The sequence below is a fragment of the Arthrobacter sp. NPDC089319 genome, from assembly GCF_040684925.1.
GTDB lineage: Bacteria > Actinomycetota > Actinomycetes > Actinomycetales > Micrococcaceae > Crystallibacter.
Window position 1 is genome coordinate 233,028 of record NZ_JBFBGZ010000003.1, and the last position, 19,314, is coordinate 252,341.

Here is a 19,314-nt window from a genome sequence, read left to right on the forward strand (position 1 = left end):
CGCGGAATTAGTCTTCCTGCGTTGAATTTCCGTTGAGCGAATATCCGCCTGCCGGGCGGCCGGATGATTTCAACATCATCCGGCCGCCCATTCCATTTAACGAACGGCCGCTTTCCGGCCGGCGGGTAGAAACGGCTCGCGGTTGCCGGAACCCCGACTAACCGGTGTTCCGGCTCTGGGGTCCAAGCGTCTGGCGTGTCGCCGTTGAGCGGCGTACCGTTTTGCTTGCTGGGGGTCCAACACGTGGAGAGGACAGCGCCATGGAATGGATCCGGCCGGAGGATTCCGGCTATGACGAGGCTCGGAAACTATTCAACGCGATGATCGACCGGCGGCCGGCCGTCATCGCCCAGTGCGGCAACCCGGAGGACGTGGGGGAGGCACTGCGCTACGCCCGTGCGCACCAGCTGGACGTGGCGGTGCGGTCCGGAGGCCACTCGGTGGCGGGCATGTCGATGAACGACGGCGGTCTGGTCATCGACGTCCGCCCGATGAAGACGGTGACGGTGGATTCCGGGGCCCAGACCGCGACAGTCGGCGGCGGCGTGACCTGGGGTGAGTTCGACCGGGCGGCCCAGTCCTACGGACTCGCGGTCACCGGCGGCCGGGTAAGCACCACGGGCGTCGCCGGCTTCACACTCGGCGGCGGATCCGGGTGGATGGAACGGACCTGGGGCCTGGCCTGCGACAATCTGGTTTCGGTGGACCTGGTCACGGCGGCCGGCGAACTAGTCACCGCGAGCGAGCAGGAAAACCCGGAGCTGTTCTGGGCACTGCACGGCGCCGGCGGAAACTTCGGCGTAGCGGTCTCCCTGACCTTCCGGATGCATCAGGTGGGCGAGCAGAGCTTGGCCGGTCTGATGTTGTGGCCCGCCGAAGCAGCACCCCAGGTGGCCCGGTCATTCCGCGACTTCGCACCGGATGCCCCCGAGGGCGTGGGAACCGCGCTGGCGTCCGTGATCGCCCCGCCGGAGGAATTCGTGCCCGCTGAACTGCAGAACAAACCAGCGCTCGGCGTGGTCTTCGTCCACGCCGGAGACCGCGGCACCGGCGAGGAAGCGCTGGCGACCGTGCGCAGCTGGGGGCCTGCCGTCGACATTGTGGCGCCGCGGCCGTACGCGGAGTTCCAGTCGATGCTCGACGATCAGCCGGACCAGTTCAACTATTGGTCGGCCGAATACCATGACGAGTTTCCGGACCCGGCGCTTGACGTTTTCCTGCGTGCCGGCGCCAACTTGCCGCATCCATCCTCGCAGTTGCTGCTGCTTCCCTGGGGCGGTGCCGTGGCACAGGTCGACGACACCAGCACGCCGATGGCCCGGCGCGACGCCACCTGGGTGAGCCACCCCTTCGCGCTGTGGCAGGATCGCGCGCAGACGGAGGAAGCCATCGAATGGGCGCGCAGTTTCCGCCGGGAGATTTCCGGCTATGCCACCGGCGGAGTGTATTTGAACTTCATCGGCCACGAGGGGCAGGACCGGATCAAGGCAGCGTTCGGGGAAGAGAACTACAACAGGCTGGCCCGGATCAAGCACCAGTACGATCCACTAAATGTTTTCCGCGGCAACCAGAACATCGAACCCGCCGCCTGAGCCCCGAGGTCCGGACCCGGGAGCGTGAGCCGGGCACCGCCGTCGTGCTCTGCGACAGTACGACGCCGGTGCGCGCCCGCCATGTGCCGATGGCCACGGCGCCGCGTCGCTAAGCGGGCGGGGGCAACCTGGCTGGCACCATAGAAGCAATGAAACTCACGTCGCGACCGGGCGGTCAGGCCGGACTGCCGATGCCCCTCTGGCTGCAGGGTGCCTTCGAGTTCTTCCAGTGCGCCCTGCTCTCGGCCATCGTGGTGCTGTTGCCGTTGGTGGGCGTGTGGTTTGCCGACGGTTTTGACGACCGCAGCTTCGATTCGCTGGCTCGGCTCGGCGGCCAGGCCTGGCTGCTCATCCACGGCGTCCCGCTGGAACTGGCCATCCAAACCGGCGCCAGTTCGGCCGAAACGATGCGCGGAACGTTGTCGCTGGTGCCGCTGGGACTCGCCCTTATCCCGTTCTTCCTGTCCTGGCGGGCCGGACGGCGGCTGGCCCGGGCCTCCTATACGGACCAGCTGTGGCAGGCACTCATCGGCGCGCTCGGAACCTACGCTGCCGTGGGCGCAGCGACCGCATATCTGGTGCAGACCAACGAAGTGGAGATCTCCATTCTGGCCGGGGCACTCATCCCGCTGCTGCCGGCGGGGGCGGGGCTGATTGTGGGCGCGTACAGGGAAGCCGGGTCCTGGGCCCGGTTGATCGGCGTCGACGCGGCCGCATGGGTGGCCCGCACCAGCCAGCATTCCCGCTGGGCCGGATCCTACGTGTGGGCGGGCGTCCGGGCCGGGCTGCTGGCGGTGACCGCTGCCGTGGCGCTCTCCGCCCTGCTGCTGGCAGTGGATCTGGGCCTGCACTGGGCCGAAGTCGTGGAAATCTACGAACAGCTCAGCCCCGGCATCATCGGCGGCGCCGTACTGACGGTGGCGCAGTTGGGGCTGGTACCCAACTTCGTCGTGTGGGCGCTGTCGTGGAGCTCGGGGGCCGGATTCGCCCTCGGCTCCGGCAGTTCCATCGGCCCGCTGGCCACCACGGTGGGCCCCATGCCCGCCTTGCCGGTGCTCGGCGCGCTGCCATCCGGCGAGCTGACCTACGGGCTGGCTGCCCTCGGTGTGCCGGTGCTGGCCGGTGTGCTGGCCGGCTGGTGGTTCCTGCGCGAAGGCGAGAACCACTTCGACGAGTGGCTCTCCATCAAGATCCGCGCCCGCTGGTTTACGGCCTCCGCGTCCACGCTGCTGCTGGGGCTGTTCATTGGCGCCATCGCCGGAGCAGCGGCCGCCGCGCTGGTGTGGCTGTCCAACGGTTCGCTGGGCATCGGCCGGCTGACGGAGATCGGTCCGGACCCGCTGTGGACCGCGCTGTGGGTTGCCGGCGAAGTGGCGCTCGGCACCATGATCGGCCACGCCGTCGCCCCTTGGCTGGAGCGCGAACCGGCCCGGGTCCGCAGCCGGAAGTGACCTACGGGTTTACGAGGTCGGTGAAGTTCAGCAGCTTGTCCTCATAGTTGCCCAGGCAGGCTTCGCGGGCCGACTGCGTCACTGCCAGCTGATTGCAGTCTTCGAAAGCAGCAGTCACGGGCCAGAACAGTACCTGCGCCAGCGTGGTCAGCAGGAAGAACGCACCGGCACCAACGCCCAGCACATAGGTGATCCGCAGCGAGCCCGGCAGCCCCGCGCGCACCGCTTTGACCAGACCGATCACGGCCACCACGATGCTTGCCAGAGCCAGCGCCGGGGCCACCGCTTTCCAAGGGAGCGGGAGAGCTGTGGCTAGAAAGGTGGAGGCCAGCAAGAGCAGCAGCACACGGACAAAGAGCCCCGCCGACTTGATTTGTTCCTCGGTCGGCTCCGGGCGCGTGGTCTGCTGCATGGATTAAGCCTAGGCGAGACGGGCGCATAAAGTTGATTCCATGCGCATACTGGTCCTCGTTTCCGGCTCCGGCACCAACCTGCAGGCCGTCATCGACGCCGTCAGCGACGGCCGGCTAAATGCCGAAATCCTCGCTGTGGGCAGCGACGTTCCCGGCTGCCGCGGACTCGAACGTGCCGTCGAGGCGGGAATCCCGACCTTCACGGTGGCCCCCGCCGACTTCGCCACCCGGCCCGAATGGAACCGCGCCTTGGAGGAAGCCGTTGCGGCTAACAATCCTGACGTGGTGCTGCTGGCAGGCTTCATGCGCATCCTCGACGCCGAGTTCGTCGCCCGCTTCGAGGGGCGCCTGGTCAACACCCACCCGGCCCTGCTGCCATCCTTCCCAGGCGCCCACGGCGTGCGCGACGCCATGGCCCACGGCGTCAAGATCACCGGCGTGACCGTACACCTGGTGGATTCGGGCGTCGATACCGGCCCCATCCTTGCCCAGGCGGCGGTGCCAGTGCTGGACGAAGACACCGAAGAGTCGCTACACGAACGGATCAAGGTAGAGGAGCGAAGGCTCCTCGTGGAGACACTCGCCAAGCTCGCCTAGCTACCGCCAATAACGACGCCGGTGCTCGCCATGGGGCGTCGGTGCGGTTTTCCTGCGCCAAGACCCCCGATATTCACTGCTGCTGTCAAGGGACGTGCAGACTTTCCACCCGCTGCAGACCAAACCTGTGGAAAACCTCCGCACCTATCGATGCGTCTGGCTAGACTGGCTCGCACCAAGCGTCCAGCCCGTCCAGCATCTGGGGGTCTGAGTGAGCCAGCAGCCAACACTCATTGCTACAACGCGTGCCCGCATCACCGTCCTCTTCATCGCCGCGGCAGGCCTCGCCCTCTCCGCCTGCACCGGGCCGGCCGGCGCCGAGCCATCCGCATCGCCCGCGCCCGCTGCCTCGGCGCCAGCCACTCAAAGACCAGACCCCACCTATAAGCCAGCGTCCGAAAATGGCCCGGCCGAAAACGTTCCAGTCCCGGTGATGCCAGATGAAGCATCCTTGAAGTCGCAGCAGGGGCTACAGGCATTTCTACCGTATTGGTTTGAGACTGTGTCTTATGCCTATGAGACTGGAGACTTGACGCCGCTCGAGCAAATCACTGCCCCGGGGTGTGCCATCTGTAAGGAATTTAAGAAGACAATCCAAGCGGGCCATGATGGGGATAAATGGATAGTGGGCGGACAAATTGAGCCCACGGAGATCGAAGACCGGTTCGTGGAAACTGTTGATGGGAAATATGCGCCGATCGTTTTCATTACGCAGCAGCCGTTGGTCATCTATGAAGATGACAAAGTCGTCGGAAAAGCTGATGGTTTCGTGGATCCGCTTCTTTGGGTCGCTACAGTACGCTACGTCGAAGACCATTGGATCATCGAGGGTGTCGCTCGTCCGGATGGTGCCTCGTGATCCCAAATCATTCAACGGAACAGCTCTGCGCGAGAGCGCTAACATTCTCGGCGTTGCTGGCAACACTTTTCCTACTTCCAGCTACCGTAAGTTCGGCTAATCCAAACATCGCCACCGACTGGGTGGACAATGATGCGGTCGTCCGGGGCGTAAAGCAAGTGCCAGGACAGGCGCCAGCAGGACAGGAGCCAGCAGCGCACAGTGTGGGCGAAAACGTTGCACTTACACAACGCAAATATGAGCCAGTGTGCGCGCCCGATCTGTCGAATGTTGTCATTGAATGCGTGCTCATTAACTCACAATGTTCGATCGGCGCTGATGGGACTCTCATGCGCATTCTTGAAGCGCCGGGGGGTCAGAGTCCGCCACAGTGGGTGGATACGACTCGGACAATCTGTCAGTACTCAGATAGGCCTCTGGAAGGCACCGCAAATGATGCTGACGAATTGCCTGTGGTGACCATCGAGTTCTTCCGGCGGTTGCCGATCGCTCCATCGGGCCTGTCCGTGGAGCCTGTTCCGCATACTTTGATCGGAGCCGAAACCAACGTCTACGCGAGTCCGAATGAGCAGACGTTCACTGAGGATATCGATGGTTTTGACGTAACTGTTCGCGCGATTCCTACGTCCTACACCTGGAGCTATGGTGACGGCTCCTCGTTCGGGCCGACCAGCCAATCTGGAGGGCCGCTCCCAGCTGATCGTTTGGGGGAGAAGACGGCTACAAGTCACCGATATACGGAGACTGGTGACGTTCATGTCTCGTTGACGACTACCTACCGGGGCGAATATTCGATCAACGGTTCGGACTGGATCGCGATTTCGGGTGAAGCGCAGATAGATAGCGCCGCAGTGCCCCTCAGTGTCTGGCGGTCTGTGGTAAATAACTACGCGGACAACTGCCTGGAGAATCCGGAGGGTGCGGGGTGCTGAACCTGGACGGAAAATGGAGTGTGATCTGCCACACCTGAAGCACTCTTTTCAGAGTTTTGGGTGCATGCCGGCGATAGGGTGTGTGACGGTGCCGACGCCGCCAAGATGCGAAGAGGTCGGCTCCCTCTCATTCCGTTATCCCAGGGGAGACCATGAAGAAGTTGATGATGTCCGGCGCCATGGTGACTATGGCAGCTGTTGCGCTTGTGGGCTGCGGCAGCGACACCGCCTCGGACAAGGCCGCTGTTAGCAATAAGCCGGTGTCGGCAACCACTGAAGCGCCGGCGCAGAATGTCCGGACGCCGGAGAAAAACGACCGGATGGCTGAGGACACCGCCCAGGGCTTGGCGTCCTTCACGTACTACTACTTTGATGCCAAGAACTATGCGATCCAGACGGGCGATGCGGACCTGATGCGCGAAGTGGCTGCCGACTGCGCCAGCTGCATGACCGAGGCTGACGCCATTGAGGCTGTCTACGCCGACGGTGGCTGGATTGCCGGCGGGCAGCCGAAGGCTCTGAACGTGGTGGCACTGGAAGAGTCCACGGACGACGAGGGCAACCTCAGCGCCGTGGTTCCGTACATGGAAGACGCCCGCACCACCTTGGACAAGGACGGCGAGACCGTGGAGACCAAGGAGTGGGATTCGGACGGAACCACGCTGACGGTAACTGCCAACTACGCCGACGGCGCGTGGGCGATGGTGTCTGTCGACGAGACTCCGGATGCCGGGCTGCCGGAGTAAGCACTAAGACAACCCCGCTGTGCGTGCGCCCTTCCGCCAGATGGTGGAAGGGCGCATATGGGTTCGGGAGCCGTGCGAGCCACTGCCCGAATTAGAGAAGTTCGGCGCCCTTGGTCTCGGGGGAGAAGCGTGCCATCCACAGCACCGCGATCAGCACCAAGACGCCGGCGATGGCGAAGGACCATGCAAGGCCCAGATACGGCCACATGATCGACGCGAAGATCAGCGGGCCGAAGCCGGCTCCAACGCGGGAGAACGTCGAGGCCCAGCCGAAGCCCGACCCGCGTAGCTCGGTGGGGTAGAGCTCGGAGACATAGGTGTACAGCACGGGAATGGCGATCTGCACCACCATCCCGTAGACCAGCAGCAGGGCCACCACCGCCGGGGGAACGTCAATCAAAAGTGCGACGGCGACGAGCGCCAGCGCCGACAACGGACCGGTGATGGCGAGGATCCACTTCCGTCCGGTCTTCTCGACGAAGTACGCGGCGATGATGACGCCCACCAGACCGACGGCGGCCATGCCGGCCGTGGTGAGGAAGGCTCGCGCTGCGGCGAATCCAGCGTCGATGAGGATGATGGGCATCCAGGTCAGCGCCAGGTAGTAGACCAGCAGGATGCTGAAGAACAGGGCCCAGGCCGCCGTCGTGATCTTCCAGTTGAATTTCCAGACGGCTTTGAACTGCACCAGCACGTTGACGGCGGAGAGGCGCGGTGCCTCGCTCGGTTCGGGCAGCCGCCAGTCGCGAACGGTTCCGCCGGTCCGTTCGATCATGCCGTTGATGACCCGCTCGGCCTCTTCCGTGCGGCCGCGGCTGACCAGATAGAGCGGGGATTCGGGCACGGACCTGCGGACCCAGAAGACCAGCAGGGCGGGCAGGACCATGATCAGCATGGTGAAGCGCCAGTCGGCCACGGTGGCCATGATGATGGCCGAGACGAAACCGCAAAGCGCGGCGCCGACCGGCCACCAGCCGTCCATCGCGGTGAGGACGCGGCCGCGCAGCCGGCGCGGGGTGAATTCGCCGACCAGCGCGTAGTCAACGGGCACGCAGCCGCCCAAGCCGAAGCCTGCGATGAACCGGAAAACGCAGAACCAGACAATGTCGGGTGCGAAGGCCCCGCAGACGGTGAAGATCGAGAAGACCAACAGCGTGGCGGTGAACGCCGTCTTGCGGCCGATGAGGTCGGCGATCGATCCCCAGATGAAGGCACCGAGTGCCATGCCGATCAGGTTCGCCGTGCCGATCCAGGCAGCTTGGGCCGGAACGAGGTCCCAGTGGTCGGACAACAGCGGGATCAGGACGCCGTTGAGCGTCACGTCCCAAGCGTCGAACATGAAGCCGAGTCCGCCGAGCAGGAAAATCTTGCCTTGAACCCGCCAACGCCAAGGAAGTTCCTGCACGACCTGGTCGCCGGTGGGCAGGGAAGCGGTCTGCGTCATTCATGGCCTTCCAACGGAGCAACTATTCACACTCTAGTCGTGTGCAACAGATGAGAGGGTTCTCATTGAGTTCTCCTCAACGTCTCACTTTCGGTGTGCATTCTTGAGTCATCAGCACCTCGCAATGCACCGTGAAAGGCAGAACATGAACAAGCGCACTCTGTGGATCGCGACCGGAACTCTAGGCGTGATGGCAATCGGCGCAGGATCCGCCGTCGCGGATTCGGCCTTCGGGAACGTTGAGGCGGGTCCCGGTATCGTCCAGGCAGCGGAAACACCCGCCATCGCTCCCGTCGTGGCAACCACCGTCTCCCCGGCTGCGGTGAATCTCGACCAGCAGGATGTAAAAACAGCCGTGTCGGCCGTGACAGCCCAGTCGGCTGCCAGCGCTGCCTCGGCGCAGAGTGCTCCGTCGCCGGTTTCGGCTCAGTCGGCGGCCAGCCCGGACTCGGCCCAGAGTGCCCCGTCGCCGGTTTCGGCTCAGTCGGCGGCCAGCCCGGCCTCGGCGCAGAGCGCGCCGTCGCCAGTTTCGGCTCAGTCGGCGGCCAGCCCGGCCTCGGCGCAGAGTGCGCCGTCGCCGGTTTCGGCTCAGTCGGCGGCCAGCCCGGCCTCGGCGCAGAGCGCGCCGTCGCCGGTCTCCGCGCAATCTGCTGCATCCGCCCCGAGCGCACAGAGCGCTGACTGACCAGCGGCCAAAGAACCCGCCAGGTCCCGACTGCACCCCTAGCGCATCGGGACCTGGCGCTATTGAAACCGCCCGCGCCCGGCCGCGGTTTGGCCGGTGTCAGTAGTCGACGATCCGGCCGAACGACGGCGGGGCCTGCGGCGTGCGCCCGCAGACGATGCGGCCACGCAGCCGTTGGAAGATGTGCGGCGCCAGGTCCAATGCGGCGGCAAAATCCTGTTCGGAGGTGAAGCCGCCGCGCTTCTGCCTGGCCTCGACTGCTTTGTTGGCGAGTGCCGGGGAGAATCCCGGTAGGGTTTCCAGTTCGCCGGCGGTGGCATTGTTGACGTCAACGGCTTCGACCGCTGTGGCGGCACGTGCCGATGAGGCAGCACCCGCCGGATTCGAGGGCAGTGCGGGCCCGCCGGCAGCGGTCTGCGCGCTGGCCGAAGCCGCCGAGCCGCGGCGAGCCGAGGGGGATTTCCCGGATCCTCCGGCTCCCGGTGCCTTGGCCCTGTTGCGGGAACCGGCTCGGGTCGCCGGCTTGCCGTTGACTCCGCGCGCCCGGTCACGCGGTTGGCGCCGGGTGTTGAGCTGGCTGCCCGAGCGGGCACCGGTGGTGCGTCCGGTGGTGCGGGGCGGCTGGGCCGCGGCACGGTCGCGGTCCCACTTGAACCGCAAGTACTCGGGATTGATGGCGACGGCGAAGCTGCTCCCGGCCAACCAGCAGGTGAGCAGCAGCCAAGTGGCGACATCTTCGCGTACTCCGACGCCGTCGAGCAGGGCCAGCGCTACACCGCTGAGCGTGAGGTGAACCAGACCGAGGATCCACCACAACGGTCGCTTGGCCCTGGAACCCACCACCAGCAAGGCGGCGCCGCCCAGGAAACCAAAGCTGCCCAGGGGCACCAGCAGCCAGAGGCTCTGGCGGAGATTCCATCCCACCGGGGGCTGTGCGGCTGCCATCAGTAATCCACCGACCTTCCGAAGGACACCGGCTGGGCCGGCGGGAGCTTGCAGGCGATGAGTGGGCGGAGCCGGGCCAACTCCGGGCCAGGCACGGCCAGTGAGGCGCAGAAGTCTTCCACCGACCGGAACGGCCCCCGCTCTTTGCGAAGCCGGACGGCCTTGCGCGCCTTATGCCGGCTTAGCCCTGGCAACTTCTGCAACGCAGCCGCCGACGCACTATTGACGTCAACGGGCTCGGGCGGCCGGCTGGACGACGCGGCGGTGCGGGAAGCGGCGGTGCCGGCGTAGTAACCGGCGGCGTCGAGACCGGGAGCGTTGAGGAGTTCGGCGGCCGGGCCGGCAGGGCCGGGGGCAAAGCCACGGCCGGGGGCAGGGGCAAGTGCCGGGGCTGGATCGCGGGTGACCGGGGCGGCGCCGGAGCGGCGGCGGAGCAGCGCGCGGACGGTGGGCATCGCCGTCGTGCTGTCCAAGGCACTGTCCGCGGCCGACTTGCGGAGGAGCGCCGTCCACACGCTACCGGTGGAGCCGGAGGCCTCCGCCCAGCGGTTGCGCAGCCAAACCTGGTTGACGCCCAGCGCATGCAGCGAGCTGATGGCCCAGATCAGGAGTCTGGCGGTGCGCCCGGCTTCTTCATTCATGAAGAGCGAGATGACCAGCACCACCAGATAGAGGCCGCCGGCGGACAGCCAGGCTGCACGGCGGGCCAGCAGGCCGATCAGCACGAAGCCGGCCCAACCCAGGAACCCAATGCCGAGCAGCGGCAGCAGTAACCACAGGCTGCCGGCAACCAGCCAGAGGACCGCCGGCTTGCCCGACCGGCCGGTGGGTGCGGCGTTTTGGTCAGCGGCGGACATTCAGGACCATGGTGACGCTTTGGTCTTCTTCGACCGTCTCCGACGCGAGTTCCAAGCCCGCGGTGTGCGCCCGTTCGCGCAGCTTCCGGACCACCGCCTGCTGGACCCTCCGGGCGTAGGCGGCGTCGATGGCCTGGACGATTTCGCCCGCCCGCCGCCGGTCAACGTCCTCGCCGCTGAAGTGGACCTGCCAGATGCCTTCGGCGTCGCGTTCGAACACCGCAGTGGCGTCCGCCCAGGTGGCCTCGAGCGAGTCCGCCGCGGCACGGGTGACCTGGGCCTGGGTGTCCGCCAGGGCGGCCTGCAGCAAGTCCAGGTCCCGCATGCGGGTGCGCACCTGGACCTGAGGTATCGCTGCCTCCTGGACCTTCTCCGCTCGGTTCTTGGCCTTGTTGTCGATGGCGCTGTTGACGGCGGCGACGGCGGCGATGGCCGCGGGGATCAGCAGCACGGAAACACTCACGGGGTTTCTCCTGGTCGGGTGCCGGCCTGGACCGGGCGGAACATGATGGGGTCAAGAGTCTGGCGGGAGGCGGTGCGGCGGGTGGCAGCCGCGCCGGGCCGGTCGGCGCGGGTTCCCAGACCGGCCAGCAGCGCGTCCAATTGGTCATCGGAGGCCCAGCCGTTCAGCCCGACGGTGCCGTCGGGAGCAATCCGGATTTCAATCCGGTCCCGCTGGGCGCCGATGTCCTCGAGCAGATGCCGGTAGCGGCCGGTCAGCGCGGTCAGGCCCTGATTGGTGGAACCGATCCACGGCCGCTGCAGTTCAGGCCGGTCCTGCAGATAAGGCCCGTCGGCCAGCAGATCGGTGGCAGCCAGCAGGCCGGCGATGTCCTCCCGGCCGACCGCCCAGCGTTGCAGGTCCTGGTGCCGGTAGCCGGTGAAGGTCATCACGGACAACCCGGCGTCCCGGAAGGCACGCGCGACGACGGTGCTGGCCGCCGCCTGCTCGAAGGGTTCGCCGCCCAGCAGGGTCAGCCCTTGGGACCCGGCAGCCGCCGCTTGGGCAACAAGCTCGGCGGCGAGTTCCACGGTCGGGACCAGGTCTGCGCCGCGATCGGCCCAAAGGTGGGGGTTGAAGCAGCCGGGGCACCTGATGGAGCAGCCTTGCAGCCAGAGCGCAGCCCGCCGTCCGGGTCCTTCGGCGTCGGTAGCCGGCAGGAACCGGGCATACCTGATGGTTCCGGCATCGGTCCGCGTCGGGACTGTGCCGTTGTTGATCCGTGCCTCCGGTGCCAGTCCGGCTGGCTGGTCGGGCGCAGCGGGCCTAGTCTGCCGACTCATTGCGCACGTAGTTGCTGGCGGTGACCGCGGTGCGGGCATAGTCCTCGGTGTAGGAACTGGAGACGGTTTCCGCTTCCAGCAGGTCCTCGAGCACCGTGATGTAGTCCAGGCAGTCGGCGCCGAAGATGTTGCGGGTTTCGGCCGCAACGGAGCCGTCGGGCCCCACCGTGACAATGAGCTGTTGCTGGTCCATCGCTTCTCCTGCGGAATCGAATGCTGTCTAGAAGTCCACGGTGCGGCCGCCGCGGATGGGCTGGCCCGACGCTACGGCCGGCGGGGGGCCGGTGGGTTGCTGCTGGTCAGCCGGATGCCGGGTGCCGGTGTCCAGATCCTCGCTGCCGGTGGCTCCGACCGCCCGCAACGCCGCCCATTGCCGGATGGCGCTGACCTCCTCCGCCTGGGTGATGGCCAGCGGGATCATGTTGGCGACTGCGCGCTGCAGGTCGGCCAGAAGCACGTGGCGGCGTTCGGCGTAAGCGTCGAAGAGCGCGGCGACCACGGCCTGTTCGATCTCCGCGCCGGAGTAGTTCTCCGACGCGTCGGCGAGGAGTTCGACGGCGGCTGGATCGTTGGCGATGGCGCCCAGCTGGTTGGCCGTGGTGGCCTGTCCGGCCATCTGGATCTGCCAGATCACCCGGCGTTCGGCGTCACTGGGCAGGTCCACGAAGAAGATCTCGTCAAACCGGCCCTTGCGCATGAACTCCGGCGGCAGCCGGTCGATGTTGTTGGCTGTGGCGACGACGAAGACCGGATGGCGTTTCTCCTGCATCCAGGTCAGGAAGGACGCGAAGACCCGGGATGAGGTGCCCGAATCGCCTTCGCCGTTGGTGCCGGCGAAGCCCTTCTCGATCTCGTCGATCCACAGGATGGCCGGGGAGATGGCTTCGGCGGTGGCGATGGCGTTCCGCATGTTCTGCTCGCTGGAGCCGACCAGCCCGGAGAAGACCCGGCCGATGTCCATGCGCAGCAGCGGCAGCCCCCAGCCCGAAGCCATCGCCTTGGCGGTCAGGGACTTCCCGCAGCCGGGGACGCCGGTGATCAGCACGCCCTTGGGTGAGGGGAGGCCGAAGTCCGCTGCCGCATCCAGCCAGGATCCCTGGCGTTTGGCCAGCCAGCGCTTGAGGTTGTTCAGGCCGCCGACCTCGTCGAGGCTGATCTTGACGTCCACATAGTCCAGCAGCCCGGACTTGCGGATGGTCTGTCGCTTTTCGTCCAGCACCACCTTCACGTCATCGGCGGTCAGCTCGCCGTCGTCGACCATGGCGCGGGCAAAGGCGTTCTCTGCCTCCGCCATGGTCAGGCCGAGCGCCGCCTGGACCATGTTCTCTTGGTCGGCGTCGCTGAGCTCGACCTTGATCCGTCCGCCGTCGGAATTCTGGCTGATCATGTGGGTAAGCATGGCTTGGATCTCGGCATGGCTGGGCAGCGGAAAATCCACCAGCGTGACGGACTTGTCCAGTTCCGGCGGAATCCGCAGCAGCGGCGCCACGATGATCAGCACCCGCCCGGCGCTGCCCTGCCGGAAGGCGGCGGAGATTTCGCGGACCTTCCGGACCACTTCGGGGTCCGCCGGACGCTGGTCGGTGCCGAAGTAGGCGTGCAGGTCGAAGAAGATGAAAACGCCGGGGTCGTGCGCGCCGAGCACCCGGTCCAAGGCCCGGGCCGGGGCGGTGGTGTTGGACTGCTGGCCGTCGCCGGGGGAGATCAGCCCGCTGCTGGCGTTCCAGGTCCACACCGGCCGCGGCGTGCGCAGGGCGGCGGCGCACTTGAGCACTTCGGCGTGCACCCGTGCTTCCTCGTGGCTTTCCACGTACAGCACGGGGATGCGGGCCTTGAACGCTTGGTCAAGCGTTTCGGCAAACGACATGGTGGTCTCCCTTTGAAGGAACTGAATCGGGATTTGGCTCTACTTTAGGCACACTTCAGGCGCGGTCCTCAGTGGCCAACACGGAAGCTCCATCTGCCGTCGGTGGTGTCCACCAGGAAATAGGTCACCGGGTATGGCTGCCAGGAGAACCTGGTGGAGTTGCTGCCGATCTTGTTGACCACCAGGTTCCGGCGCGATTCCTGCCAGGTGTAGACGGCGATGTTGGATTCACCCTTGTAGGTGAATTCGGCCAGCACTTCCTCGCCCTCATAGCGCACCAGTGCCGGTCCGTTGCCGGAGACCGTTCCGTCTTCCAACTCGGCATAGGGGACCGGCCGGACCTCCAGCTGCCAGTCGCCTTCAGCCTCGATGGTGAGGGTGAACTCATCCCGTGCCGGGGCCAGGAGCCCGGCGGCCGGTTCGGCCCGGTCGGCGGAGCTGTAGAGAAAGTGGACTGGCCACTCCGGATTGTCCGGGTCGTCCACCGCCACGCTGACATCGACGCCGCTGTTGACCACGATCTCGAACGGCCCGTCGTAGCCGGCCGGGCGCTGGTAATCGATGGCGGCGTTGCCGGAGCCCGAGTAGCTGCCGGCCCGGTCGGATTGCACCGGAGTTTCGTCCTCCGGCGCCGGCCCGGCGCTCGCAGCAGTCCCGCTGCCGCCGTCGCCCCCGCTGCTTGCGTCGCCGGGGAAAGGTGCGGCACCCGCGTCGCCCCCTGCCGGCTCGGGTTCCGCCGCCGACTGTGCGGCGGAACCTTGGTCCCAGTCGGCGCTGAACAGGTGCGGCAGCAGCCGCGGCGCGGCAAAGGCCAGCGCTCCGCCGAGGATCAGCAGCCCGACAAGCCACACCGCCAGTGAAAAGCGGCCGATCCGCAGTGCCGCGTCCTCCGCCGCCGGTGCTGACATGTTCTTCTGTTCTCCTTCTGCTGCCCTTCATGAGGTTACCCACACCGCGGACCGGCTTCACAGTCGGTGCCGGAGAGGGGCCCGACGCTAGACTTGGACCATCCCCGAAGCCATCCATCCTTGGAGATTTGCGTGAGCTTGAAGCAGCTTGACCGTGTTCCCATCCGCCGTGCGTTGATCTCGGTGTACGACAAGACCGGGCTGGAGGAGCTGGCGCAGGGCCTGCACACCGCCGGGGTCAGCATCGTGTCCACCGGCTCGACGGCGAAGAAGATTGCCGCCGCCGGCGTTCCGGTCACCGAAGTCTCCGAGGTCACCGGGTTCCCGGAATGCCTGGACGGGCGGGTCAAGACCTTGCACCCGCGCGTCCACGCCGGCATCCTGGCCGACCGCCGGCTGGACGACCACATCAGGCAGCTCAAGGAGCTCGACGTCGAGCCGTTCGACCTGGTGGTGGTCAACCTCTACCCGTTCGTGCAGACCGTGAAGTCCGGCGCCAGCCAGGACGAGGTTGTCGAGCAGATCGACATCGGCGGACCCTCGATGGTGCGCGCCGCCGCGAAGAACCATCCGAGCGTGGCCGTGGTCGTCGATCCGGCCGGCTACGGCGATGTGGTGGAGGCTGCCGCATCCGGTGGCTTCGACCTGAAGACCCGCCGCCGGCTGGCTTCGCTGGCGTTTGCGCACACCGCCGCCTACGACACCGCTGTGGCCAAGTGGACCGCCGAGCAGTTCGGCGATGACGCCGAGGCTGCCGAATCCGGCGCGGCCGAGGCGCCGAAATTCCCGCCCTACGCAGGCCTGGCGCTGGAGCGCTCGGAGTCGCTGCGCTACGGCGAAAACCCGCACCAGGCCGCCGCTCTGTATGTGGAGGCCGGCGCGGAGCCCGGCATCGCCCAGGCTGTGCAGTTGCACGGCAAGGCCATGAGCTTCAACAACTATGTGGACGCCGACGCCGCCGTGCGGGCAGCATTCGATTTCGCCCAGCCCGCCGTTGCAGTGGTCAAGCACGCCAACCCGTGCGGCATCGCCGTTGCCTCCCCGGGCGCCGCGGATCCGATCGCCGATGCACACGCCAAGGCGCACGCGACCGACCCGGTGTCCGCGTTCGGCGGCGTCATCGCGGCAAACCGAACGGTGACGGCCGGCATGGCCAACACGGTCAAGGACATCTTCACCGAGGTAGTCGTGGCCCCGGGCTTTGATCCGGAAGCCGTCGAGATCCTGGCGCAGAAAAAGAACATCAGACTGCTCGTCCTGCCCGAGGGCTTCGCCCGGGACACGGTCGAATACAAGCAGGTCTCCGGCGGCATGCTGCTGCAGGCATCGGACCGGATCGACGCAGACGGCGACGACCCCGCCAACTGGACGCTGGCCGCCGGCGAGGCCGCAGACGACGCGACGCTGGCTGATCTGGCCTTCGCCTGGCACGCGGTGCGCTCGGCCAAGTCCAACGCCATTCTGGTCGCAGCCAATGGTGCAGCAGTGGGCATCGGGATGGGCCAGGTCAACCGGCTCGATTCCTGCCGGCTGGCCGTGGAGCGGGCCAACACCCTGGGCGTGGCGGTCGGCGGCGGAGCCGACGCTGCCGGCGGGGCGGCCAACGTGCAGGACGCCGGAGCGCCCGAGCGGGCCCGCGGTGCCGTGGCTGCCTCCGATGCCTTCTTCCCGTTCGCCGACGGGCTGCAGATCCTCATCGACGCCGGCGTCCGCGCCGTGGTGCAGCCGGGCGGATCCGTCCGGGACGAGGAAGTAGTGGCGGCGGCCCAGGCGGCCGGCATCACCATGTACTTCACCGGAGCGCGCCACTTCTTCCACTAGCAAGTGCCGTCCCCGGCGGCTTCCGCGCGGGAACGGATCCGAAGACCATAGGCGGAATGCTTGCCAGTACAGTGCCGGACACATAGGTTCAAGGGGGACCGGTGTGTCCGGCACCGGCGGTTAAAGGAGGCACACTGTGCTGGCGATGCAAACCACGGCGGCGGGAACGGGCGACATCTGGCTGGGCGTGGTGATTGTGGTGGTCCTCGTGGCCGGGGCCGTGGCCTTCTTCCTGGCATCCAAACTGCGCAAACCGCGCTCCTATGAGTCGGCCGGCCGGCATGATGCCGTGCGGGAGGCCGAGGCAACCCGGCCGGGCGGCGGCAGCAAGGACACCCATCTGGAACAAGGCAACGCCGCGCACCGCTCGCAGGTCTTTGGTCCCGGCACCGGACTCTGAGGCAAGCCGCCTCGGGGAGGTTGGGCGCCGCCGTCGTGCTTGGGACGCGGCAGGGGAGCGGCCCAAAGGTGGGTGAGATGGGCCGCACTGCGCCTGCCCGCCGCTGTTCTGCATGAAGGGTGCGCGTCTTCGACCGGGACCGATTCAGCCTCCTCGGGTAAATTGGAGGAGTTGAGTAAACACTGAAGACCCACTTTTTGCAGGGAGACGCCTCACCCATGGCCAAGATTATCTATACCCACACCGACGAAGCGCCGATGCTGGCCACGTATTCGTTCTTGCCGATCGTTGAGGCCTACGCCTCCACGGCGGGTGTGGAAGTGGAGACCCGCGACATCTCGCTCGCCGGCCGGATCATCGCCGTTTTCGGCGACTACCTCACCGCGGAACAGCGGATCGGCGACGCCTTGGCCGAACTGGGCGAACTGGCCAAGCAGCCGGAAGCCAACATCATCAAGCTGCCGAACATCAGCGCCTCCGTGCCGCAGCTGAAGGCGGCCATCAAGGAACTGCAGGACCACGGCTACGCGCTGCCGGACTACCCGGACGATCCCTCCTCCGACGAGGAGAAGGACATCCGCGCCCGCTATGACAAGATCAAGGGCTCCGCGGTCAACCCGGTGCTGCGCGAGGGCAACTCGGACCGCCGCGCGCCGCTGTCGGTGAAGAACTACGCCCGCAAGAACCCGCACAGCATGGGTGCCTGGACCGCGGATTCCAAGACCAACGTGGCCACCATGGACGCGGACGACTTCCGCTCCAACGAGAAGTCCGTGGTGATCCCGGCCGACGGCAAGATCAAGATCCAGCTGGTGGCCGAGGACGGCACGGTCACGGTGCTGAAGGACTCCTTCCCGGTGCTGGCCGGCGAGGTCATCGACGGCACCGTGATGCGCGCCGCCGCCCTGGACGAGTTCCTGGCCGCCCAGGTTGCCCGCGCCAAGGAAGAAGGCGTGCTCTTCTCCGCGCACCTGAAGGCCACCATGATGAAGGTCTCCGACCCGATCATCTTCGGCCACGTGGTCAAGGCCTACTTCTCCGAGCTGTTCGAGACCTACGGCAACAAGCTGGCGGCAGCAGGCCTGAGCCCGAACAACGGCCTGGCCTCCATCCTGAACGGGCTGGACGCGCTGGATCCCGAGGACCGCAAGGGTGTCCAGGAGCTGATCAACAAGGGCCTGGACCAGGGCCCCGCGATCGCCATGGTGGACTCCGACAAGGGCATCACCAACCTGCACGTCCCCTCCGACGTCATTGTGGACGCGTCGATGCCGGCCATGATCCGCACCTCCGGCCACATGTGGGGACCGGACGGCCAGGAAGCCGACACGCTGGCCGTGCTGCCGGACAGCTCCTACGCCGGAATCTACCAAGTGGTGATCGACGACTGCCGCGCCAACGGCGCCTACGATCCGACCACCATGGGCACCGTTCCCAACGTGGGCCTGATGGCCCAGGCTGCCGAAGAATACGGCAGCCATGACAAGACGTTCGAGATCCAGGCCGCCGGCACCGTGCAGATTGTTGACGCGGCCGGAACCGTGCTGATCGAGCACCAGGTGTTCCCGGGTGATATCTGGCGCGCCTGCCAGACCAAGGACCTGCCCATCCGCGACTGGGTGAAGCTGGCCGTGACCCGCGCCCGCGCCAGCCAGACCCCTGCCGTTTTCTGGCTGGACGAGACCCGCGCGCACGACGCCAACCTGATCGCCAAGGTGACCGAGTACCTCAAGGAGCACGACACCGAGGGCCTGCAGATCGAGATCATGTCCCCGGTGGAGGCCACCGCCTTCACCGTGGAGCGCATCCGCAAGGGCGAGGACACCATCTCGGTGTCCGGCAACGTGCTCCGCGACTACCTGACCGACCTGTTCCCGATCCTGGAGCTGGGCACCAGCGCCAAGATGCTCTCGATCGTGCCGCTGATCAACGGCGGCGGCCTGTTCGAGACCGGCGCCGGCGGCTCCGCTCCGAAGCACGTCCAGCAGTTGCTCTCCGAGAACCACCTGCGATGGGATTCGCTGGGCGAGTTCCTGGCCCTGGCGGTGTCCTTCGAGCATCTGGCCACCAGCACGGACAATGCCCGTGCCCAGATCCTGGCCGACACGCTGGACGCAGCCACCGGGACGTTCCTGCTGGAGAACAAGTCGCCCAAGCGCAAGGCCGGCGAGCTGGACAACCGCGGCAGCCACTTCTACCTGGCCCTGTACTGGGCACAGGAGCTGGCCAAGCAGACCGCCGACACCGAGCTGGCCGCGGCCTTCTCCGGCCTTGCCTCCGAGATGGCCCAGAACGAAGAGGCCATCGTCGGCGAACTCAACGCCGTGCAGGGTTCCCCGGTGGACCTGGCCGGCTACTACCGGCCGGACGAGGCCAAGGCCGCCGAGGTCATGCGCCCGTCGGCCACGCTGAACCGCATTGTGGCCACGCTGACCGAAGCGTAGCCATCGGAGCCGGGCGGCTGCGCCCGGCTCACGGCCCTGAATAACGACGGCGGCCGGCGCACCTTCCGC

Annotated in this window: 19 protein-coding genes; 10 read left to right on the forward strand and 9 right to left on the reverse strand. The window is 66.7% G+C overall.

All coding sequences use genetic code 11. The annotated features are described in order from the left end of the window. Positions 1-260 precede the first annotated feature (260 nt). Positions 261-1,592, forward strand: coding sequence for an FAD-binding oxidoreductase (locus AB0N75_RS06225; RefSeq protein ID WP_364646678.1), 1,332 nt, complete (start codon positions 261-263; stop codon positions 1,590-1,592). A gap of 149 nt (positions 1,593-1,741) precedes the next feature. Further along, positions 1,742-3,043 carry a DUF6350 family protein gene (locus AB0N75_RS06230; RefSeq protein WP_364646681.1) on the forward strand — a complete coding sequence of 434 codons (1,302 nt, stop codon included), beginning with the start codon at positions 1,742-1,744 and terminating at the stop codon, positions 3,041-3,043. A gap of 1 nt (position 3,044) precedes the next feature. Here AB0N75_RS06230 and AB0N75_RS06235 read toward each other — a convergent pair whose 3' ends face one another. Beyond that, positions 3,045-3,455, reverse strand: a complete 411-nt coding sequence (locus AB0N75_RS06235; RefSeq protein WP_364646684.1) for a hypothetical protein — start codon at positions 3,453-3,455, stop codon at positions 3,045-3,047. Between the two features lie 40 nt (positions 3,456-3,495). Between AB0N75_RS06235 and purN the strand changes: the two genes are divergently transcribed. The 4 genes from purN to AB0N75_RS06255 all read left to right on the forward strand — a co-directional run bounded on the left by purN (position 3,496) and on the right by AB0N75_RS06255 (position 6,590). Further along, complete coding sequence (purN, locus tag AB0N75_RS06240) at positions 3,496-4,053, forward strand: phosphoribosylglycinamide formyltransferase (protein ID WP_364646687.1); 558 nt, start codon at positions 3,496-3,498, stop codon at positions 4,051-4,053. 211 nt (positions 4,054-4,264) lie between these two features. Next, positions 4,265-4,912 carry a DUF6318 family protein gene (locus AB0N75_RS06245; protein ID WP_364646690.1) on the forward strand — a complete coding sequence of 216 codons (648 nt, stop codon included), beginning with the start codon at positions 4,265-4,267 and terminating at the stop codon, positions 4,910-4,912. A 455-nt stretch (positions 4,913-5,367) separates the two neighbouring features. After that, positions 5,368-5,844 (forward strand): hypothetical protein, encoded by a 477-nt coding sequence (locus tag AB0N75_RS06250; protein WP_364646693.1) that lies wholly within the window; start codon positions 5,368-5,370, stop codon positions 5,842-5,844. Positions 5,845-5,996: 152 nt separating this feature from the next. Then, positions 5,997-6,590 (forward strand): DUF6318 family protein, encoded by a 594-nt coding sequence (locus tag AB0N75_RS06255; RefSeq protein ID WP_364646696.1) that lies wholly within the window; start codon positions 5,997-5,999, stop codon positions 6,588-6,590. A gap of 91 nt (positions 6,591-6,681) precedes the next feature. On the opposite strand, the gene AB0N75_RS06260 is transcribed toward AB0N75_RS06255, so the two are convergent. Then, positions 6,682-8,034 carry an MFS transporter gene (locus tag AB0N75_RS06260; RefSeq protein ID WP_364646699.1) on the reverse strand — a complete coding sequence of 451 codons (1,353 nt, stop codon included), beginning with the start codon at positions 8,032-8,034 and terminating at the stop codon, positions 6,682-6,684. Positions 8,035-8,179: 145 nt separating this feature from the next. Between AB0N75_RS06260 and AB0N75_RS06265 the strand changes: the two genes are divergently transcribed. Continuing rightward, entirely contained in the window at positions 8,180-8,719 is a 540-nt protein-coding gene (locus AB0N75_RS06265) for a hypothetical protein (protein ID WP_364646702.1), read from the forward strand. A 99-nt stretch (positions 8,720-8,818) separates the two neighbouring features. Here the strand turns inward: AB0N75_RS06265 and AB0N75_RS06270 are convergent, their stop codons facing one another. From AB0N75_RS06270 to AB0N75_RS06300, 7 genes are all read right to left on the reverse strand, one after another. Next, positions 8,819-9,664: a helix-hairpin-helix domain-containing protein gene (locus tag AB0N75_RS06270; RefSeq protein ID WP_364646705.1), complete on the reverse strand. Its 846-nt coding sequence runs from the start codon at positions 9,662-9,664 to the stop codon at positions 8,819-8,821. Beyond that, positions 9,664-10,521 carry a helix-hairpin-helix domain-containing protein gene (locus AB0N75_RS06275; RefSeq protein WP_364646708.1) on the reverse strand — a complete coding sequence of 286 codons (858 nt, stop codon included), beginning with the start codon at positions 10,519-10,521 and terminating at the stop codon, positions 9,664-9,666. The genes AB0N75_RS06270 and AB0N75_RS06275 overlap by 1 nt, the downstream gene beginning before the upstream one ends. Continuing rightward, positions 10,508-10,984, reverse strand: coding sequence for a hypothetical protein (locus tag AB0N75_RS06280; RefSeq protein WP_364646711.1), 477 nt, complete (start codon positions 10,982-10,984; stop codon positions 10,508-10,510). Before AB0N75_RS06280 ends, AB0N75_RS06275 begins: the two co-directional genes overlap by 14 nt. After that, positions 10,981-11,805, reverse strand: a complete 825-nt coding sequence (locus AB0N75_RS06285; RefSeq protein WP_364646713.1) for a 4Fe-4S single cluster domain-containing protein — start codon at positions 11,803-11,805, stop codon at positions 10,981-10,983. The genes AB0N75_RS06280 and AB0N75_RS06285 overlap by 4 nt, the downstream gene beginning before the upstream one ends. Next, positions 11,789-11,998: a DUF2997 domain-containing protein gene (locus AB0N75_RS06290; protein ID WP_364646716.1), complete on the reverse strand. Its 210-nt coding sequence runs from the start codon at positions 11,996-11,998 to the stop codon at positions 11,789-11,791. Before AB0N75_RS06290 ends, AB0N75_RS06285 begins: the two co-directional genes overlap by 17 nt. Before the next feature lie 27 nt (positions 11,999-12,025). Continuing rightward, positions 12,026-13,672: an AAA family ATPase gene (locus AB0N75_RS06295; RefSeq protein ID WP_364646719.1), complete on the reverse strand. Its 1,647-nt coding sequence runs from the start codon at positions 13,670-13,672 to the stop codon at positions 12,026-12,028. A 68-nt stretch (positions 13,673-13,740) separates the two neighbouring features. After that, positions 13,741-14,580 (reverse strand): hypothetical protein, encoded by an 840-nt coding sequence (locus AB0N75_RS06300; protein WP_364646722.1) that lies wholly within the window; start codon positions 14,578-14,580, stop codon positions 13,741-13,743. A gap of 132 nt (positions 14,581-14,712) precedes the next feature. Between AB0N75_RS06300 and purH the strand changes: the two genes are divergently transcribed. The 3 genes from purH to AB0N75_RS06315 all read left to right on the forward strand — a co-directional run bounded on the left by purH (position 14,713) and on the right by AB0N75_RS06315 (position 19,245). Continuing rightward, positions 14,713-16,401, forward strand: a complete 1,689-nt coding sequence (gene purH, locus AB0N75_RS06305) for a bifunctional phosphoribosylaminoimidazolecarboxamide formyltransferase/IMP cyclohydrolase (protein WP_364646725.1) — start codon at positions 14,713-14,715, stop codon at positions 16,399-16,401. Between the two features lie 136 nt (positions 16,402-16,537). Continuing rightward, positions 16,538-16,801, forward strand: coding sequence for a hypothetical protein (locus AB0N75_RS06310; RefSeq protein WP_364646728.1), 264 nt, complete (start codon positions 16,538-16,540; stop codon positions 16,799-16,801). Positions 16,802-17,019: 218 nt separating this feature from the next. Continuing rightward, positions 17,020-19,245, forward strand: coding sequence for an NADP-dependent isocitrate dehydrogenase (locus AB0N75_RS06315; RefSeq protein ID WP_364646731.1), 2,226 nt, complete (start codon positions 17,020-17,022; stop codon positions 19,243-19,245). The last annotated feature ends 69 nt before the right edge of the window (positions 19,246-19,314 follow it).

Coding starts and splice junctions, on each gene's coding strand:
- AB0N75_RS06295 (WP_364646719.1), bottom strand. CDS start 13,672: ATGTCGTTTGCCGAAACGCTTGACCAAGCGTTCAAGGCCCGCATCCCC.
- AB0N75_RS06230 (WP_364646681.1), top strand. CDS start 1,742: ATGAAACTCACGTCGCGACCGGGCGGTCAGGCCGGACTGCCGATGCCC.
- AB0N75_RS06235 (WP_364646684.1), bottom strand. CDS start 3,455: ATGCAGCAGACCACGCGCCCGGAGCCGACCGAGGAACAAATCAAGTCG.
- purN (WP_364646687.1), top strand. CDS start 3,496: ATGCGCATACTGGTCCTCGTTTCCGGCTCCGGCACCAACCTGCAGGCC.
- AB0N75_RS06225 (WP_364646678.1), top strand. CDS start 261: ATGGAATGGATCCGGCCGGAGGATTCCGGCTATGACGAGGCTCGGAAA.
- AB0N75_RS06315 (WP_364646731.1), top strand. CDS start 17,020: ATGGCCAAGATTATCTATACCCACACCGACGAAGCGCCGATGCTGGCC.
- AB0N75_RS06290 (WP_364646716.1), bottom strand. CDS start 11,998: ATGGACCAGCAACAGCTCATTGTCACGGTGGGGCCCGACGGCTCCGTT.
- AB0N75_RS06255 (WP_364646696.1), top strand. CDS start 5,997: ATGAAGAAGTTGATGATGTCCGGCGCCATGGTGACTATGGCAGCTGTT.
- AB0N75_RS06300 (WP_364646722.1), bottom strand. CDS start 14,580: ATGTCAGCACCGGCGGCGGAGGACGCGGCACTGCGGATCGGCCGCTTT.
- AB0N75_RS06275 (WP_364646708.1), bottom strand. CDS start 10,521: ATGTCCGCCGCTGACCAAAACGCCGCACCCACCGGCCGGTCGGGCAAG.
- AB0N75_RS06260 (WP_364646699.1), bottom strand. CDS start 8,034: ATGACGCAGACCGCTTCCCTGCCCACCGGCGACCAGGTCGTGCAGGAA.
- AB0N75_RS06265 (WP_364646702.1), top strand. CDS start 8,180: ATGAACAAGCGCACTCTGTGGATCGCGACCGGAACTCTAGGCGTGATG.
- AB0N75_RS06285 (WP_364646713.1), bottom strand. CDS start 11,805: ATGAGTCGGCAGACTAGGCCCGCTGCGCCCGACCAGCCAGCCGGACTG.
- AB0N75_RS06270 (WP_364646705.1), bottom strand. CDS start 9,664: ATGGCAGCCGCACAGCCCCCGGTGGGATGGAATCTCCGCCAGAGCCTC.